This window comes from Halapricum desulfuricans (genome assembly GCF_017094465.1).
Taxonomy (GTDB): Archaea; Halobacteriota; Halobacteria; order Halobacteriales; family Haloarculaceae; genus Halapricum.
In genome coordinates, this window is sequence record NZ_CP064791.1 from 1470481 (window position 1) to 1485099 (window position 14619).

At 62.8% G+C, this 14619-nt stretch carries 11 protein-coding genes; 6 read left to right on the forward strand and 5 right to left on the reverse strand.

Going from position 1 to position 14619, the window contains the following annotated elements; all coding sequences use genetic code 11:
• The first annotated feature begins 409 nt into the window (after positions 1–409).
• Positions 410–694 (forward strand): hypothetical protein, encoded by a 285-nt coding sequence (locus HSEST_RS07510; RefSeq protein WP_229120295.1) that lies wholly within the window; start codon positions 410–412, stop codon positions 692–694.
• A gap of 234 nt (positions 695–928) precedes the next feature.
• Here the strand turns inward: HSEST_RS07510 and HSEST_RS07515 are convergent, their stop codons facing one another.
• From HSEST_RS07515 to gpmI, 4 genes are all read right to left on the reverse strand, one after another.
• On the reverse strand, positions 929–1912 hold the full coding sequence (locus tag HSEST_RS07515; RefSeq protein ID WP_229120296.1) for a mechanosensitive ion channel family protein: 984 nt from the start codon (positions 1910–1912) through the stop codon (positions 929–931).
• A 536-nt stretch (positions 1913–2448) separates the two neighbouring features.
• On the reverse strand, positions 2449–3006 hold the full coding sequence (locus HSEST_RS07520; protein WP_229120297.1) for a hypothetical protein: 558 nt from the start codon (positions 3004–3006) through the stop codon (positions 2449–2451).
• A 199-nt stretch (positions 3007–3205) separates the two neighbouring features.
• Positions 3206–3625, reverse strand: a complete 420-nt coding sequence (locus tag HSEST_RS07525) for a universal stress protein (protein WP_229120298.1) — start codon at positions 3623–3625, stop codon at positions 3206–3208.
• A 109-nt stretch (positions 3626–3734) separates the two neighbouring features.
• Positions 3735–5255 carry a 2,3-bisphosphoglycerate-independent phosphoglycerate mutase gene (gene gpmI, locus HSEST_RS07530; RefSeq protein ID WP_229120299.1) on the reverse strand — a complete coding sequence of 507 codons (1521 nt, stop codon included), beginning with the start codon at positions 5253–5255 and terminating at the stop codon, positions 3735–3737.
• Positions 5256–5422: 167 nt separating this feature from the next.
• Here gpmI and HSEST_RS07535 point away from each other — a divergent pair, with 167 nt between their 5' ends.
• The 4 genes from HSEST_RS07535 (at position 5423) to tgtA (ending at position 9972) form a co-directional block, all read left to right on the forward strand.
• Entirely contained in the window at positions 5423–5824 is a 402-nt protein-coding gene (locus HSEST_RS07535; RefSeq protein ID WP_229120300.1) for a DUF7522 family protein, read from the forward strand.
• A gap of 78 nt (positions 5825–5902) precedes the next feature.
• Positions 5903–7078 carry an MFS transporter gene (locus HSEST_RS07540; protein ID WP_229120301.1) on the forward strand — a complete coding sequence of 392 codons (1176 nt, stop codon included), beginning with the start codon at positions 5903–5905 and terminating at the stop codon, positions 7076–7078.
• Positions 7079–7180: 102 nt separating this feature from the next.
• Positions 7181–8440 carry a DNA double-strand break repair nuclease NurA gene (locus HSEST_RS07545; RefSeq protein ID WP_229120302.1) on the forward strand — a complete coding sequence of 420 codons (1260 nt, stop codon included), beginning with the start codon at positions 7181–7183 and terminating at the stop codon, positions 8438–8440.
• A gap of 62 nt (positions 8441–8502) precedes the next feature.
• Entirely contained in the window at positions 8503–9972 is a 1470-nt protein-coding gene (gene tgtA, locus HSEST_RS07550; protein ID WP_229120303.1) for a tRNA guanosine(15) transglycosylase TgtA, read from the forward strand.
• Positions 9973–10007: 35 nt separating this feature from the next.
• On the opposite strand, the gene alaS is transcribed toward tgtA, so the two are convergent.
• Entirely contained in the window at positions 10008–12794 is a 2787-nt protein-coding gene (gene alaS, locus HSEST_RS07555; RefSeq protein WP_229120304.1) for an alanine--tRNA ligase, read from the reverse strand.
• Positions 12795–13322: 528 nt separating this feature from the next.
• Here alaS and HSEST_RS07560 point away from each other — a divergent pair.
• Positions 13323–14618, forward strand: a complete 1296-nt coding sequence (locus tag HSEST_RS07560) for a methyl-accepting chemotaxis protein (protein WP_229120305.1) — start codon at positions 13323–13325, stop codon at positions 14616–14618.
• Position 14619 lies beyond the last annotated feature (1 nt).

Consider the following 14619-nt stretch of genomic DNA (forward strand, 5'->3'; position numbering starts at 1 on the left):
TGAAGCCCGTCACCCGTGCAGCAATCCAAGCAATTAATATAACAGAGATACTACGTGGTTGTAACGGTCAGAGAACACCCTCTAAAGGCGGAGTTGCAGACCTCAATTCCGCGCTGGCCGTGTCGCAGATTTGGAAACGTGGCCCCTCTCAACACGGTCCATTGGGCGTGAGACGGGGGTTTCAACGGGTCGAGTGGAGCGACCGACCTCCACGGACACACGCGGTGTGTTCGGGTGTGAATTCCAGCCGACCCCTTCACTGGGGAAGGTCGGAGGGAATTAAATTCCCTTGCCGGGCGCGGTGCCGACCCTAAACAGGGAAGCCTCGGGGCTTGTCCCCGAGGTACTTCACACGTCTCGTTGCTACCGAGTCGGAACCGTGAAGATGCCGACAGGAGAGTGCAAAACCATGAGTCCGACTGCTCACGAGCTTCGGAACGCGATTCGAGTAGCGACAGATCGCTTCGAACGGGAGGTCAAGGCGTCGTTCACGAAAGAGGAGTTGCAGGCGATCTGTGAGGCGCTCGAGATAGATATCACCGGGACGGAGCGTCCATCGACGGCGCGGATGCGCCGACTGATTCGAGCGCAGGTCGGCATCGCGGAGTCGCCGGAGACAGCGGACGACTCCACGTTCCGAAAGGCCGACCTCCAAGCGATTGCGGCGGCGATCGGGGCGTCGTTCGAATCGTAGCCGCCAGTTGCCCGAGCAGTTTACCTGCTATGATTCCCGATCCGATACTCTCGAAGGAGCGGATTTCCTGCCGACCGACTTGCGCCGTGTCCGCAACCGTTTTTCCACCTACGTTCCGTTCTTTGTCAGAATCGGCGGTAGATGCAATCGGTTGGCCGATCCTAGACAGCTGGTGTATCTCCCTGCGCAGCCATGTTGAGATAACCCGACTGGAGTCGTGAGTGGTTGGACCTTCTACTCGCCTGTCGTGTCTTGCTCCTCGGTCATGGTCTCTTTGGCGGTGCCGAACCATCCGTCGATATTCTCGGCAACGAAATCTTGGCCCCCTAGACCGACAGCGATGCCGATGCCAAGTGCCAGCGCCAGCGCCAGCGCACCGAAGAACGCCACCACGAATGCCGTAAACAAACTCGTTAGTGGCGACGCGTTAATCCCGATTGTGGACAACACAATCGTGATTGTGAGGTAATAAATAAAGACCTTGACTGCCAGACTGGCCACCAAGATAGGCCGACTATCCCCTCCTTCAGTGACGAGATCTGCGACCCGTTCGGCCAGCCAGATGCCGACCAACAACACGATGAAGCCAGCAGCCAACGCCGGTAGATAGCCGGCAAAGTCGCCGAGCAAACTCGAAAGGGCGTCTATGCGGAGAATATCTGCGACTGTCAAGATTGTCAGGAAATAGATGTAGTACGTGACCAGTTTGCCAACGATACCTCCGAATTCGCCTTCGCTCTCCCCGAACTGTTCGAGTGGGGTCTCTCGCAGCAACTCTCCGAGGTTGAACCCGTCAACCACGCCGGACACGATGTCTCCGATAATCCGCGCCACGATGAATCCGACTACGAGGACGAACAATGCACTGAGAATTATCGGGAGGAAGACTCCGATATCGGCCAGCATATCGGTGAGTTCGCTGATACCCAACACACTCGCTGCAGCGACTATCGCGACAAAGTAGACGTAGTACGCGACAATCTTCCCCAAAACATTTGCAATGGCGTCACCATCACCGTCCCCGAGTTCTTCGACCGCGGTATCTTCGGCATAGCGGTCAACACCGAGACGACGAATGACCCGGGTGACTATCCCTCCAAGTATGCGACCAACTATATACCCGACGACGAGTATGAGCAGCGCACCGAGCAGAACCGGAACGAATTCAATGACGTCAGCTATGGTCCGATCAATTGTATCGCTGAATGATACTTGCAATGGGGACGCTAAATTACTATGACTTAACATAGATATAACAATTCACAGGCGACGAGAATAGTTATAAACGAATTATCGACTAGTATGGGCTGCTTATGATACGATGTTGCGCGTGTGTCCAAAATCGGTGCTTACCGTCATCAGACTTTGCCACTGCTCATGTAAACTTCCACTTCCGTGTGACAGTCTGAAAGGTGAGATGAAAGTCGATCTGAGAGGGAGAACGATGAACTAGCACAGCACTAGTGTAGCGTACATAGAAGTCCCGATAGAGGTATCTCCTGGTTTTAGTATTCGAATGGATTTTCGTGGGAACTCTTGAGTCATCAAAGCCTCCAACTACTGGCGAGCAGTGGGGGTCGTTTTCGTTGCAGACTCCGGTTTCAAACCGAACAAAAAGATGGTTCCCTTGCGGTTTCTACAGAGCACAACGATACCGAGACACACTATCTGGACAACTATATGACTGATCAGGACTACTCATTCAATCGAGCAGAGAGAAATCGGGCCGGACGGTCAAAAAGCGGCTGGCAGCGCTACTCTTCGATTTCGACGTCGACGGCCTGCTGCTGGACGTCCTGGATCTGGGACTGGATCTCCTCGGTCTGGTCCCTGAAGTCCTCGAACAGATCGGCCATCTGCTCGGTGGCATCGACGGACTGGGACTGGAGATCCTCGTGGGCCTCGGCGAACATCTCGACCTGCTGGTCGAGCGTCTCGACGTAGTCCTCGGAGAGCTCGTCGTAGGTTTCGACGCCGTCGGCGACCTCCGACTCGATGGTCTCGAAGACGTCCTCGTGGTTCTCCAGCAGGAAGTCAATCTGCTCGTCGACCGTCTCGCGCAGCTGCTCGACGGTCGTCTCGCTACCGGGGACGCTCTCCTCGACGGCGTCGAAGTAGCTGTGGAACATCGTCCGGGTCAGCTCAACACCGCGGCGCTGGGCCGACGCCTGACTCTCCACGCTGTCGAGCATCGCCTGACTCATTCGCTGCTGGAACTGGAGGGTCTGTTCGAACGCTTGCTGGCTGTTCTCGAGCGTGCGTCGCTGCAACTCGAATGCGGTCGTGACGGGGGTGGTGTACGAATCACTCATCTCACTCCCACCTACAACCCTCAGACTGATAAAAGTTCCGTTCATAACCATTGAGTGGTTTCAAGTGGTATCTAGTGTCTTCCATCGGAGGGGCGGGCTGGCGGACAGCGATAGCATCGCGGCTGCAGCGGTTCGAAGGACGCGCTGCTCACGATCGTCGTGACACAGTGTCGCCAGCAAATCAGATACTGCCGACAGGTCAGATGTCGCCGATCGTGACGACGCGGTCGTCGTCACCTCGTAGCTCCCGGGTGACCGTTCCCTCGCGTCGTTCGTGGGTCTGGCCGCGCTCGCCGAGGACAATGAGATCGGCCCCGATCTCGTCCGCGTGCGCTTCGATCGTCTCGTCGGGAACCCCATGACGGCAGGTCGTTTTCACGGCGATGCCGCGCTGCCCGGCGGCCTCAGCTATTGCCGCCAGCACTTCTCGGCCCCGGTCTTCCTCCTCGGCGACGACGATTTCGGTGGTGCTCAGAGCCGGCTCCCCAAACTCGTCGGTGTCCACGACGTACAGGGCGTGTAGCGTTGCGCCCTCGCGTTCGGCCAGCGCAATCGCGTACGCGGCCGCGCGCTGTGCGTGTTCGCTCCCATCTGTCGGAGCCAGAATCGTCTCGACCATTGTGGACGACATATTGTGCCGCCAACAGGAAATAACGTGTGAGTGTTTCTCACTCTCTGACAAAATTGCCGCCGTAACGGTTTGATGAGGCCGAAGTGAGGCTGGTAGCCTATTCGAGCAGGCTTTCGCCGGTCATTTCTCCGGGCTTGTCGACGCCCATGATCTCGAGCATCGTCGGTGCGATGTCCGCGAGCGTCCCGCCGCCGCGCACCGATCGACCGCCGTCGGTGCCGTTCGCGTCGAGATAGATGATCGGAACTTCGTTGAGCGTGTGAGCGGTGTGGGGGTCGTCCTCGGTTCCGAGATCGTCGGCGTTGCCGTGATCGGCCGTGACCAGTAGCTCTCCGCCGGCGTCCATGACTGCCTCCGCGAGCCGCCCCAGCTGTTCGTCGACCGCCTCAACGGCCGCGACCGTGGCGTCGAAGTCCCCGGTGTGGCCGACCATGTCCGGGTTCGCGTAGTTCAGCACCATCATGTTCGGATCGTCGCTCTCGATGTATTCGAGCGCGGTGTCGGTCACCTCCGCGCAGGACATCTCCGGCTGGTGGTCGTAGGTCGGCACGTCCGGGCTCTGGACGATTTCGCGCATCTCGCCCTCGAACTCGACCTCGCGGCCGCCGTTGAGGAAGTACGTGACGTGGGGGTACTTCTCGGATTCGGCGAGCCGAAGCTGTGTCATACCGGCCTCGGAGACGACCTCGCCGACGGTGTTGACGGGCTGGTTGGGTCCGTAGGCCACCGGGACGTCGAAGGTCTTGTCGTACTGGGTCATCGTGACGTAGTACGTCTCCGGCGGCTCCAGGTCGTACTCCCAGTCCTCGGGCCGGATCCGGTTGAGCATCCGGGTGAGCTGGCGGGCTCGATCCGACCGGAAGTTGAAGAAGATCACGGCATCGCCATCGTCGAGGGTCTCGCCGCCCTCGATCGTCGTCGGCTCGATGAACTCGTCCGTCGTATCGCGCTCGTAGGACTGTGTAGCGGCCTCAACAGCGGTTTCAGCGTGATAGTCGCCCTCACGCGAGACGATGGCGTCGTAGGCGCGCTTGGTGCGCTCCCAGTTCTGGTCGCGGTCCATCGCGTAGTACCGGCCAGTCACGGTCGCGACGTCGCCGGTGCCGTTCTCGTCGATAACGTCCTGCAGTTCGGTCAGGTAGCCTTCGCCGCCGGTCGGCGAGGTGTCCCGGCCGTCCATGAACGCGTGGGTGACAGCCTCGACGCCCCGGTCGGCGGCCATCTCGATCAACGCGTGCAGGTGGGTCTGCCGGGAGTGCACGCCGCCGTCGGAGACCAGTCCCATGAAGTGGACCCGCCCGTCGTGCTCGTCGGCGTAGTCCATCGCCGCGACGAGCTCGTCGTTCTCGAAGAACGTGCCGTCCTCGATGTCGTCGGTGATCCGGGTCGTGTCCTGCTTGACGACGCGACCGGCACCGATGTTGAGGTGGCCGACTTCGGAGTTGCCCATCTGGCCCTCCGGCAGCCCGACGCGCCGGCCAGACACCTCCAGGCGGTTGTGTGCACCGGCGTCCCAGTACTTGTCGAAGTTCGGCGTGTCCGCGGCGCGCACGGCGTCGCGGGCGGTTTCGTCGTCGTTCAGTCCCCAGCCGTCGAGAATTACGAGTCCGACGTCCATACGCGAAAAGTTGACTCGCAAGCGTAATAGTTCTTGATATCTCCACGGACCGTCGAGAAGGGGCGTCGGCGGTGGCTGTCGTCACCTGCGATGATGACGTTTCGGGTGATTCCGGACGGCCCGGAACGTCAACTATCTTTATGCACGTATGGCGAGCAGTGTGGCGTATGGCAGAGATCCTCTCGGAGACACTGGCCGAGGAACTCGTCTCGATCGCGCGGACGGCGACCGGCGACAGCTTGCGATCGGTAACGTACTTCAGCCGGTCGGACTTCGAGCAGCTGTACCTCCGGAGCGACCTCGAACGCGACGCCGACCTGGACACGTTCGTCGGTCACGAGTGGCGCGGGTTCCGGGACACCAACAACGCCTATCAGACGACCGAGACCGAACTGGGTCCCTACGCGTTCACGATCCGGGCGTTCGAGAACGGCTACCTCCTCCGGGTCGGGACCGAACGCGCCGGCGTGTTGCTGACGACCGACGAGGTGACCATACAGGAGTTCGAGGAAGTCGCCGAGGCGATCGTCCGAAGTCTTCGGGACCACTCCGAATCGAGCGAGCACTAGCGGACCGTCCCGACTCGATCCCGTCTGTCGCGGACGAATGAACACTGCTAAGCGCCTCGTCGATGAACTCTCCATGGAGTGGTTTCCGTATCACGTGACGGTCTGTCGGCCGCGCTCGAGGCGGAGGGCACTGTCTATCGGTACTATTTCGTCTATCTCACGTACTTCGCAGCCTCGAACGGGCTCGTCTCGTTTCGGAACGCGTTCTTCGAGGACGTCGGCCTCTCGGGCTCACAGATGGGGTTGCTCGGCGCGTTGCTCGTCGCCGGCGGGCTCGTGGCCCAGCCGGTGTGGGGCGTGCTCGCGGATCGATACAACGCGACCAGGGCTGTCCTGCTGGTCGCGATCTCGGTCTCGGCACTCGCGGTGTTGCTCTTTCCACTCGCGACACAGGTCCCCTGGGTGTTCGGGCTCCTGATCGTCGGGACGCTGCTCGTCTCGATCTTCCGGGCCCCGATCCTGCCAGTCGCCAACTCGATGGTGCTCTCACAGGGGCTGGAGTACGGTCACGTCAGGGCGGTCGGAAGCGTCGCCTTCGGCGTGGGGAGTCTCCTGCTCGGCTGGATCGTCGCTGCGTTCGGACTGAACTGGGTGTTCTACGTCTACGCGCTCGGGATGGGGGTCGTCTTCGTCGCGGTCTGGGGACTCTCGGACCCGCGGGCGGACCTCTCGACGGATCTCCGACGCGACGCCGTCACACTGCTGAGTGACCGTCGGTTTCTCCTGCTTTTGTTCGTGGCTGCCCTCGTCGCCGGATCGTACTCCGCCGGTGACGCGTTCCTCTCAGTATACTTGCGCGATCTTACCGGCGGCGACACCGTGACTGGTCTCGCGTGGCTCGTCAAGACCGTCGCGGAGGCGGCCGTGTTCGTCGCTCTCGCTCGCGCGGAATTGGACAACCGGACGGTTCTCACCGCCGGTAGCGGGGCCACCGCTGGCGGGTATCTCCTGCTGGGTGCGACAGCGATCACGCCGCTTGCGGTCGCGGTGCAGTTGCTCTCCGGTGCGGGCGTGGCGCTGTTCCTGTTCGCGGCTGTGAATATGACCCATCGGTACGCCCCGACGACGCTCGCTGCCACCGGACAGGCGCTGTTGACTGCCGTCGGCATGGGCATCGGACGGGTCGCCGGACAGCTCGGCTCGGGCTGGCTGGTCAGCACGGTCGGTATTCGAGAACTGTACTTATGTCTCGCCGCTGCGGCGGCAATCGCGACGGCGGCAAGCCTTCGGTTCCATCTCGGTCGTCGCCGTTGACCCGTCTTCCGGCGATAGATGCTTCCGTCCGGTTGGGTCGCCCTGGCGAGTCGGGTGACAGACGACCGCGGCTGTTTTGACTCCCACTCACGAAGGTCCGCTATGACGCTCGATCCGGTGCACGTCGACGGCATCGCGCGACTCGCCGGCCGCCTCAGCGACGGGGTCCCCGACACCGACCACCGGGACCTCGCGGAGACGGTCTGGGCCGAGTTTCTCGATCCGCTGTATGCCGACGGCGAGCCTGTTCTCGAACCGCTGGGCGAGCAGCGCCGCCGCGTCGTCAATCTCGAGGACGCCGCCCTCCAGGAGTCGGCGTTCCCGACCCAGCACGGCCTGGATTCGGGGACGATCAACCCCACGACGTTCAAAAACGGCCTCGTGCTCGACGTCGCCCAGGCCGCGATGAGCGCAGTCCCCTCCGATCTGGACCTCCACCGCGGCCGCACGGTCGTCGTCAGCACCCACACGAACGACGCGACCGTCGACGTCGAGGAGGACGAGTGGCTGGCCTACGACGAGGGGTACACCCGCCAGCGGATCATCCAGGTCCCCCGAGTCGACCGATACGCGCAGACAGTCGTGCACGCGCTGGCGCTGTATCTCGCCGAGAGCCACCACGCCCAGTTGCAGGCCGACGTCGTCGAGGACCTGCTCATCCTGGACGGGCCGATCTATCCCACTGGGCTGCTGAAGTGGACCGATCGGCATCCGGAACTGGCCGACCTCCTGCACGATCACGAGCGTCCCCGCAGTGTGATTCAGAACTACGTCGATCTCGTCGAGACGTTCGTCGAACGGAACGTGCCGCTGATCGGATTCGTGAAAAACAGCGCGAGCAACGCCATCATCCGGGTGCTTCGCTCGAAGACGAACGCGCCCTGGGTCAACGACGCCGCCCTGTTCTCGCAGATCCTCGAACGCCGCGAGGACGGCGACCTCGATACCGACGTGCTCACGTGCACGAACTGGTTCCGGTCCCGACTCGGCACCGACCGACTGCTCTCGACGCAGGGGGACGGACTGGGTCTGGACCGCTCGCTCGCCCCCGAGGCCTACGAGGTGACGTTTTTCGTCGTCTACGATCCGCGGACGGAGATTACCTACCGGGTCGAAGCACCTCACGCGATCACAAAGGACGAAACCGTCCGTGAAAAGCTAACGCGACACGTCCTCGGGGAAATCGCCGCCGAGCGCGGGCCGCCGCTGCCGGTCGCGAAGGCCGACGAGCTCGCCCGGATCGACCGGGAAGGCAAGGAGATGCTCCGGCGGGCGATCGAACAGCAGTTCGACAGCGAACGCCAGCGGAGTTACGACGACGAGCGCTGGGGCGTCTCGCTGGACGTGGACGGGGGGTTGTGATTCGGATCGCGGGAACGATCGATGCGGAATTGACTTACAATAGTCACCACGAGAGACGGGTAATGCGCGATGCGTTCGAAGTCCGGACCTACGACGGAGCGGCTCGGATCGGCGAGCTACGGGTGCCGCGGGCCGGCGTGACCGTCGAGACGCCGGCGCTCATGCCGGTGGTCAACCCGCACGTCCAGACGATCGAGCCCGCCCGACTCGAATCGGAGTTCGACGCGGAGATTCTGATCACAAACAGCTACATCCTGCACGGCAGCGACGACCTTCGTGAGGCGGCCCTCCAGCAGGGATTGCACGACCTGCTCGATTTCTCGGGAGCAATCGTGACCGATTCCGGGTCCTTCCAGCTGGCCGAATACGGCGAGATCGACGTGACGACGACCGAGATCTTGGAGTTCCAGCGCGAGATCGGCAGCGACATCGGGACGCCGGTCGACATTCCGACCCCGCCGGACGTCGAGCGCGAGCAGGCCGAGCGGGAACTGGCGACGACCCAGGAACGGCTGGAGATCGCCGAGGGCGTCGACGTCGGCGAGATGCTCGTCAACGCGCCGATCCAGGGGTCGACCTATCGCGACCTCCGGACTCAGGCCGCCGAACACGCCGACGGGACGAGCCTGGACGTCTTCCCGATCGGCGCGGTCGTACCGCTTCTGAACAGCTATCGGTACGCCGACATCGCTGAAATCGTCGGCGCGGTCAAACGCGGCCTCGGCGGGGACGCGCCGGTCCACCTGTTCGGGGCGGGCCATCCGATGATGTTCGCCCTCGCTGTCGCGATGGGCTGTGACCTGTTCGATTCGGCCGCGTACGCCCTGTACGCCCGCGACGAACGCTATCTGACGGTCCGCGGGACCGAACATCTCGCCGACCTGGAATACTTCCCGTGTGAGTGTCCGGTCTGTAGCGAGCACACACCCGAGCAACTGCGGGAGATGGACGACGCGCGAGCCGAGCGGTTGCTCGCCGAACACAACCTGCACGTCTCCTTCGGCGAGATGCGGCGGGTCAAGCAAGCGATCCGTCGCGGAAACCTCCTGGAGTTAGTCGAAGCACGAGCGCGCAACCATCCGACGATGCTCGACGGTTATCGTGCGCTTCTGGACGGTGCCGACCGGCTGGAAGCGAGCGATCCCACCACGAAAGACGCCTTCTTCCACGTCTCGACCGAGAGCGCGCGCCGGCCCGAGGTGCGTCGGCACCACCAGCGGCTCGAACGGTTCGACGTGAGCGGTGACGTGCTGCTGGCCAGCGACCGAGGTGCGCTTGAGGAGACGTTCGACGAGCGCTGGACCGTCACTCCGCCGTTCGGCCCGTATCCACCGGCCCTCGCGGAAACCTATCCGCTAAACGGGGAGGTCCCGGAACGCCTCGAACGGCAGGCCTACGTCGCAGCGAGCGAGGGGATCCGTCGGCTCGTTTCCGGCAATCCTGGGGCGTCGTTCACAGTTGCGCTGTGGGACTGGCCCGAAGACGTGCTCGCGGACCTGCCCGAGTCGATCGACCGCGCCGACGGCTTCTAGAATCGACCGCCTCGGCAGTGATATTCACCGACGGATTACTCTTCTGAGGCAGTCACAGCCTGCAGGATCTCGGGGGCTGCTTCCAGCGCATCGTCGAGCGCGTCGGCGTCCGGACCGCCGCCCTGAGCGAAGTCCGGCGGGCCACCGCCGCCGCCGCCGACCCGTCCGGCGAGTTCGCCGACGACCTGCCCGGCGTTGACCTCGACGTCCTCGGGCACGGCGACGACGAAGGTAGCGCCGTCGGCACCCGAGCCGAGGACGGCGATCCGTCCCTGTTCGACGAGCGCGTTTGCCTGCGCCCGGAGTTCTTCCATGTCGGCATCGATCCGCTGGATCACGGCGGTGGTGCCGGCGACTTCGATCTCCTCGGCGTCGGCACCGCCGCTCGCGCGAGCCTCCGCGAGCTGTTCTTTGAGGTCCTCGATATCCTTGCCTCGCTGTTTCCACTCCTCGAAGAACCGCTCGGCGGTCTCGGGGACTTCCCGGGGGCTGACGTCCAGCACGTCGGCTGCCTCGCGGAGGGCGTCTTCGGTGTCCTGGGTCGCCTGAATGGCGGCGTCACCGGCTGCAAAGGTGATCCGGATGACGCCGTCCTGGATGCGCTCGGTGCCGAGGATCTTGATCGTTCCGACGTCACCCGTTCGGGCGACGTGTGTCCCCCCACAGGCCTGGACGTCCTCGTCGACCTGGACGATCCGGATCTGCTCGCCCGGCGGGATGCCGCCCTGGTAGAGGTCGAAGCCGTACTCCTCTTCGGCTTCGTGGCGGTCGGGCCACTCCTGGGTGACCTGGGCGTTGTCCATGACGAGATCGTTGGCGCGGTGTTCGATCTCCCTGACCTGCTCGCGGGTGATCGATTCGTAGTGACGGATGTCGATCCGCGAGGAGTCGGTCCCCTTCTGGGCACCGGCCTGACGGACGTGCTCGCCCAGCACCTGCCGAGCGCTGTGGATGACGACGTGCGTCGCCGTATGATGGCGCATGAGCCGACGACGACGCGTCGCGTCGATCTGCCCGCGGACGAACTCTCCCTTCCCGGGGTCAGTGTCAGCCGTGTGGACGATCACGCCGTCGTAGGTCTGCGTATCCGTGACGTCCGCGGTGACATCGTCGGTCGAAATGGTTCCGTTGTCCGGAGGCTGGCCGCCGCCTTCGGGATAGAACATCGTCTGATCGAGAACGATATCGAACTGTCCGTCGTCACGGTCGAACACTTCCAGCACCATCGCCTCGAAGTCGGTCCGCTGCTGATCGTCGTAGTAGAGCTTGTCCGTCTCCGGCAGTTCGGCGAGACGGTCCTCGTAGGGGACGGACTCCTCGGCCTGCTCGTCGTCCTCGCCGCCGTGACGATCCGCGACGAGCGCATAGAAGTCGTCCGGCGTCTCGACGTCGACACCGCGCTCGGCGGCGATCTCCTCCACCATGTCCGGCTGTATGCCGTGAGAGTCGTACAGCTCGATCAGCTCCTCGACAGGGATCGGATCGCCGGACTCGGCGTACTCCTCGGCCAACTGGCGGACCTTCCGGCCGCCGCGCTCAAGCGTCTCGCGGTACTTCTCGACCTCGGTGCGGACCATATCCCGGATCGTATCGCGGTTGGAGTAGCCGAGGCGCTCGGCCTGCATGTCCACGAGTTCGTCCAGCGGCGCGTCGACGCCGACGGTGTCGGCCAGTCGCTTGGTCCGGCGCAGCACCATCCGGGCGAGATACCCAGAGCCGACGTTGCTCGGAACGATTCCGTCACCGAGCATGTACGCGAGCGTCCGGGAGTGATCGGCGATCGCATAGATCGTCTCCAGCGGCTCGACTAGTTCGCGCAACTCCTCGACGTCGACACCGAGTTCAGCAGCGATGTCGCCGCGTGCGGCCTCGACGTCGTCGACGTCGTCGATGTCGAGATTCCCGGAGAGGCGGGCAGCGTCGTTGACGATCGCTTCCTGCTCGTCGGTGTACTCGACGCCGGCGTTGTCCCGGAGGAACTCGATCATCTCGGGATAGACGGCCTCGTAGACCGTCGGGGTGCCCTGAGAGACCCAGGTCCACCGCTCCAGGCCGTATCCGGTGTCGACGATGTAGGTGTCCATCTCCGAGTAGGAGTTCCCGTCTTTCATCTCGTAGTCGCCGTCGGGATCCTGCTCGAACTGCATGAAGACGAGCGTTGCCAGTTCCGCGCCCTTGTAGATGACTTCGAAGGCCGGGCCGGCGTTGCCCCCGCCCACCCACGGGTCCTCGATAAGTGTGATGTCCGAGAGGTCCGCGCCGAGTTCCTCGAACAGGCCCATGCAGTACTCGACGGTCTCCTCCTTCCAGTAGACCTCCCCCTCGTAGGCGTACTCGTCGTCGACCGCCTCTTTGGCGTTGAACGCGTGGTGGGCCATCATCTCGAAGGCCATGGTGTGACGGCCGGTCTTGCCCACGTTATCGATGTCCTGCATCCGAATACAGGGCTGGCTGACGGCGAGGGGATTCGCCGGTGGCGGCGTCTCCCCGGAGGTCACGAGCGGCTGGAAGTCGTAGATCGACGCCTGGGTCAACAGGACGTCGTCGCGCCAGCGGTTGGCGGCGACCGGGTACGGATCGATGCGCGTGTGATCCCGGTCTTCGAAATACGAGAGGAACGCCTCGCGCATCTCGTCCAGTTCGAGCGTTTCGTCGAATCCGGGATCCTCGAGGAAACTGTACTCGTCACACGGTGGCTCGCCGCAGGTCTCTCGGTCCGGATCGAGCGTCCAGAAGTGATCCCCACACTCCGAACACTGCGTGCGCTGGAACCCGTGCTCCTCGAAATAGTCGAGCCGGTATTCCTCGGTGAGGTCGCTCATTAGCGTACTCTTGCCCGGTCCGCGCCTAAATCAGTTCCGTTGGCGAGTAGACGTGTCAACAGCCACCGCGCCCAGAACCACGCGACTCGCGGCGAAGGGTATGAGTGATGACGAAGGACTACCTGCGAGAGAATAGCCGAGACATCATATGACGTTGCCGTTCACCCGCGGGTATCTCAAACGGGGACGCTATCGGTGCGACTGAACCGTTCCGATCGTTACAGCGTCGACCAGCGATTTCGACTCCGAAGACGTCGAAACGATCGATGCTATCGTCTACGTCTCGCTCCGTCGGGACCAGCGGTGCTCCCAGCCGGGCGGGCATGTTCACGGTTCCCAAAAATAGTGAGATATCCGACCGTTCGGCCGGATTTTTCCGAACAACCATGGTAGTTCGATCACATCGAAGGAACGAGAACCCCTGGTACAGTACCTGATCGTTATCATATCGGATAACTAGTGCGAACGTTCATATACCTGGTTCAGCTAACGCGGATAGTGTCACAAAAGATGCAATCTGAACGATCGATGTTTTCTGCGGACGATTCGACACTGTGGCGGCATGCGTTCGAGACGCTCGTCGACGAACTTCCGGAGGCCGCATTCGTCGTCGACTCCGGCGGAACGATCACCCGGTGGAACGAGACGGTCAGTGAACTTCTCGGCGTCCCTGCCACCCAGGCGGTCGGAATGAACGCCTACGACCTGTTCGGGACGGACGATCAGTCAGAGACGCTCGCAGAGGAAGTCATCAGAACCGGCGAACCCGTCCGCGAGGAATCGTTCCGGTCGGCCGAGGACGCGAGCGGACAGACCGTCCACGCACGGGCGATCGCAGTCCCGATCACGTCGCCTGACGGCTCGGTCGTTGGCGCAGTCGAGTTGCTATTGGACGTGACTGATGTCGTCGATCAGCGCGAGCAATTGCACGAGTTGCAGACGGAGTTCTCCGACCGCGTCGACGAGTCCGTCGTGGAACTCCGTGAATCCGCTGGCAACGTCGCCGATCGGTCCCAGGAGATCAGCGGCCTCGCCGACGAGCAGGCCGACGACCTCGGTGCTGTCCAGGCGGAAGTGTCACAGTTCAGCGCGACGATCGAGGAGATCGCGTCCAGCGCTGAGGAGGTCAGTTCCCGGAGCAGCGAGGCGACCGATCTGGCCGTCGAGTCCGCCGAGACGGCAACAGAGATGACCGGCCGGGTCGAGTCAGTCGTCGATGAGTCCGAGTCGGCAGCCGCGGACGTCAGTCGACTCAGTGAACGTATCGACGAGATCGAGGAGTTCGTCGCCGTGATCGACGATATCGCCGATCAGACGAACATGCTGGCACTGAACGCCAACATTGAGGCCGCCCGTAGCGAGGGGAACAACGACGGCTTTGCGGTCGTTGCCGACGAGATCAAAGAGCTCGCAGACGAGTCGAAAGAGCACGCCGATCAGGTCGAAGCCACGGTACAGGAAGTCCACGAGATGGCCACCGACTCCGCCGAGAGCGTCCAGCGGACGCGGGACGCGATCGGGGAACTCCAGTCGGCACTCGAAGATATCATTGACAACCAGCAGTCGATCCGAACAGCGATCGAGGACACCGACGAGGGTGTGACGGAGATCGCCAGCGCGACTGACGACCAGGCGGCCAGTGCCGAGGAGATCGCCAGCATGGTCGACGAGATCGCCGACAGAGCGGACGAAGTCGCCGGGACTGTCGAAGAGATCGCGGCGGCAAACGAACAGCAACACGGCCGGATCCGCGACCTCGAATCGGACGTCGATAGCGTCGAGACACAGCTTCAGACCGTGATGGAAAGCGGCTCCGGACAGTAGG

Coding starts and splice junctions, on each gene's coding strand:
- HSEST_RS07510 (WP_229120295.1), top strand. CDS start 410: ATGAGTCCGACTGCTCACGAGCTTCGGAACGCGATTCGAGTAGCGACA.
- HSEST_RS07520 (WP_229120297.1), bottom strand. CDS start 3,006: ATGAGTGATTCGTACACCACCCCCGTCACGACCGCATTCGAGTTGCAG.
- HSEST_RS07525 (WP_229120298.1), bottom strand. CDS start 3,625: ATGGTCGAGACGATTCTGGCTCCGACAGATGGGAGCGAACACGCACAG.
- gpmI (WP_229120299.1), bottom strand. CDS start 5,255: ATGGACGTCGGACTCGTAATTCTCGACGGCTGGGGACTGAACGACGAC.
- HSEST_RS07535 (WP_229120300.1), top strand. CDS start 5,423: ATGGCAGAGATCCTCTCGGAGACACTGGCCGAGGAACTCGTCTCGATC.
- HSEST_RS07545 (WP_229120302.1), top strand. CDS start 7,181: ATGACGCTCGATCCGGTGCACGTCGACGGCATCGCGCGACTCGCCGGC.
- tgtA (WP_229120303.1), top strand. CDS start 8,503: ATGCGCGATGCGTTCGAAGTCCGGACCTACGACGGAGCGGCTCGGATC.
- alaS (WP_229120304.1), bottom strand. CDS start 12,794: ATGAGCGACCTCACCGAGGAATACCGGCTCGACTATTTCGAGGAGCAC.
- HSEST_RS07560 (WP_229120305.1), top strand. CDS start 13,323: ATGTTTTCTGCGGACGATTCGACACTGTGGCGGCATGCGTTCGAGACG.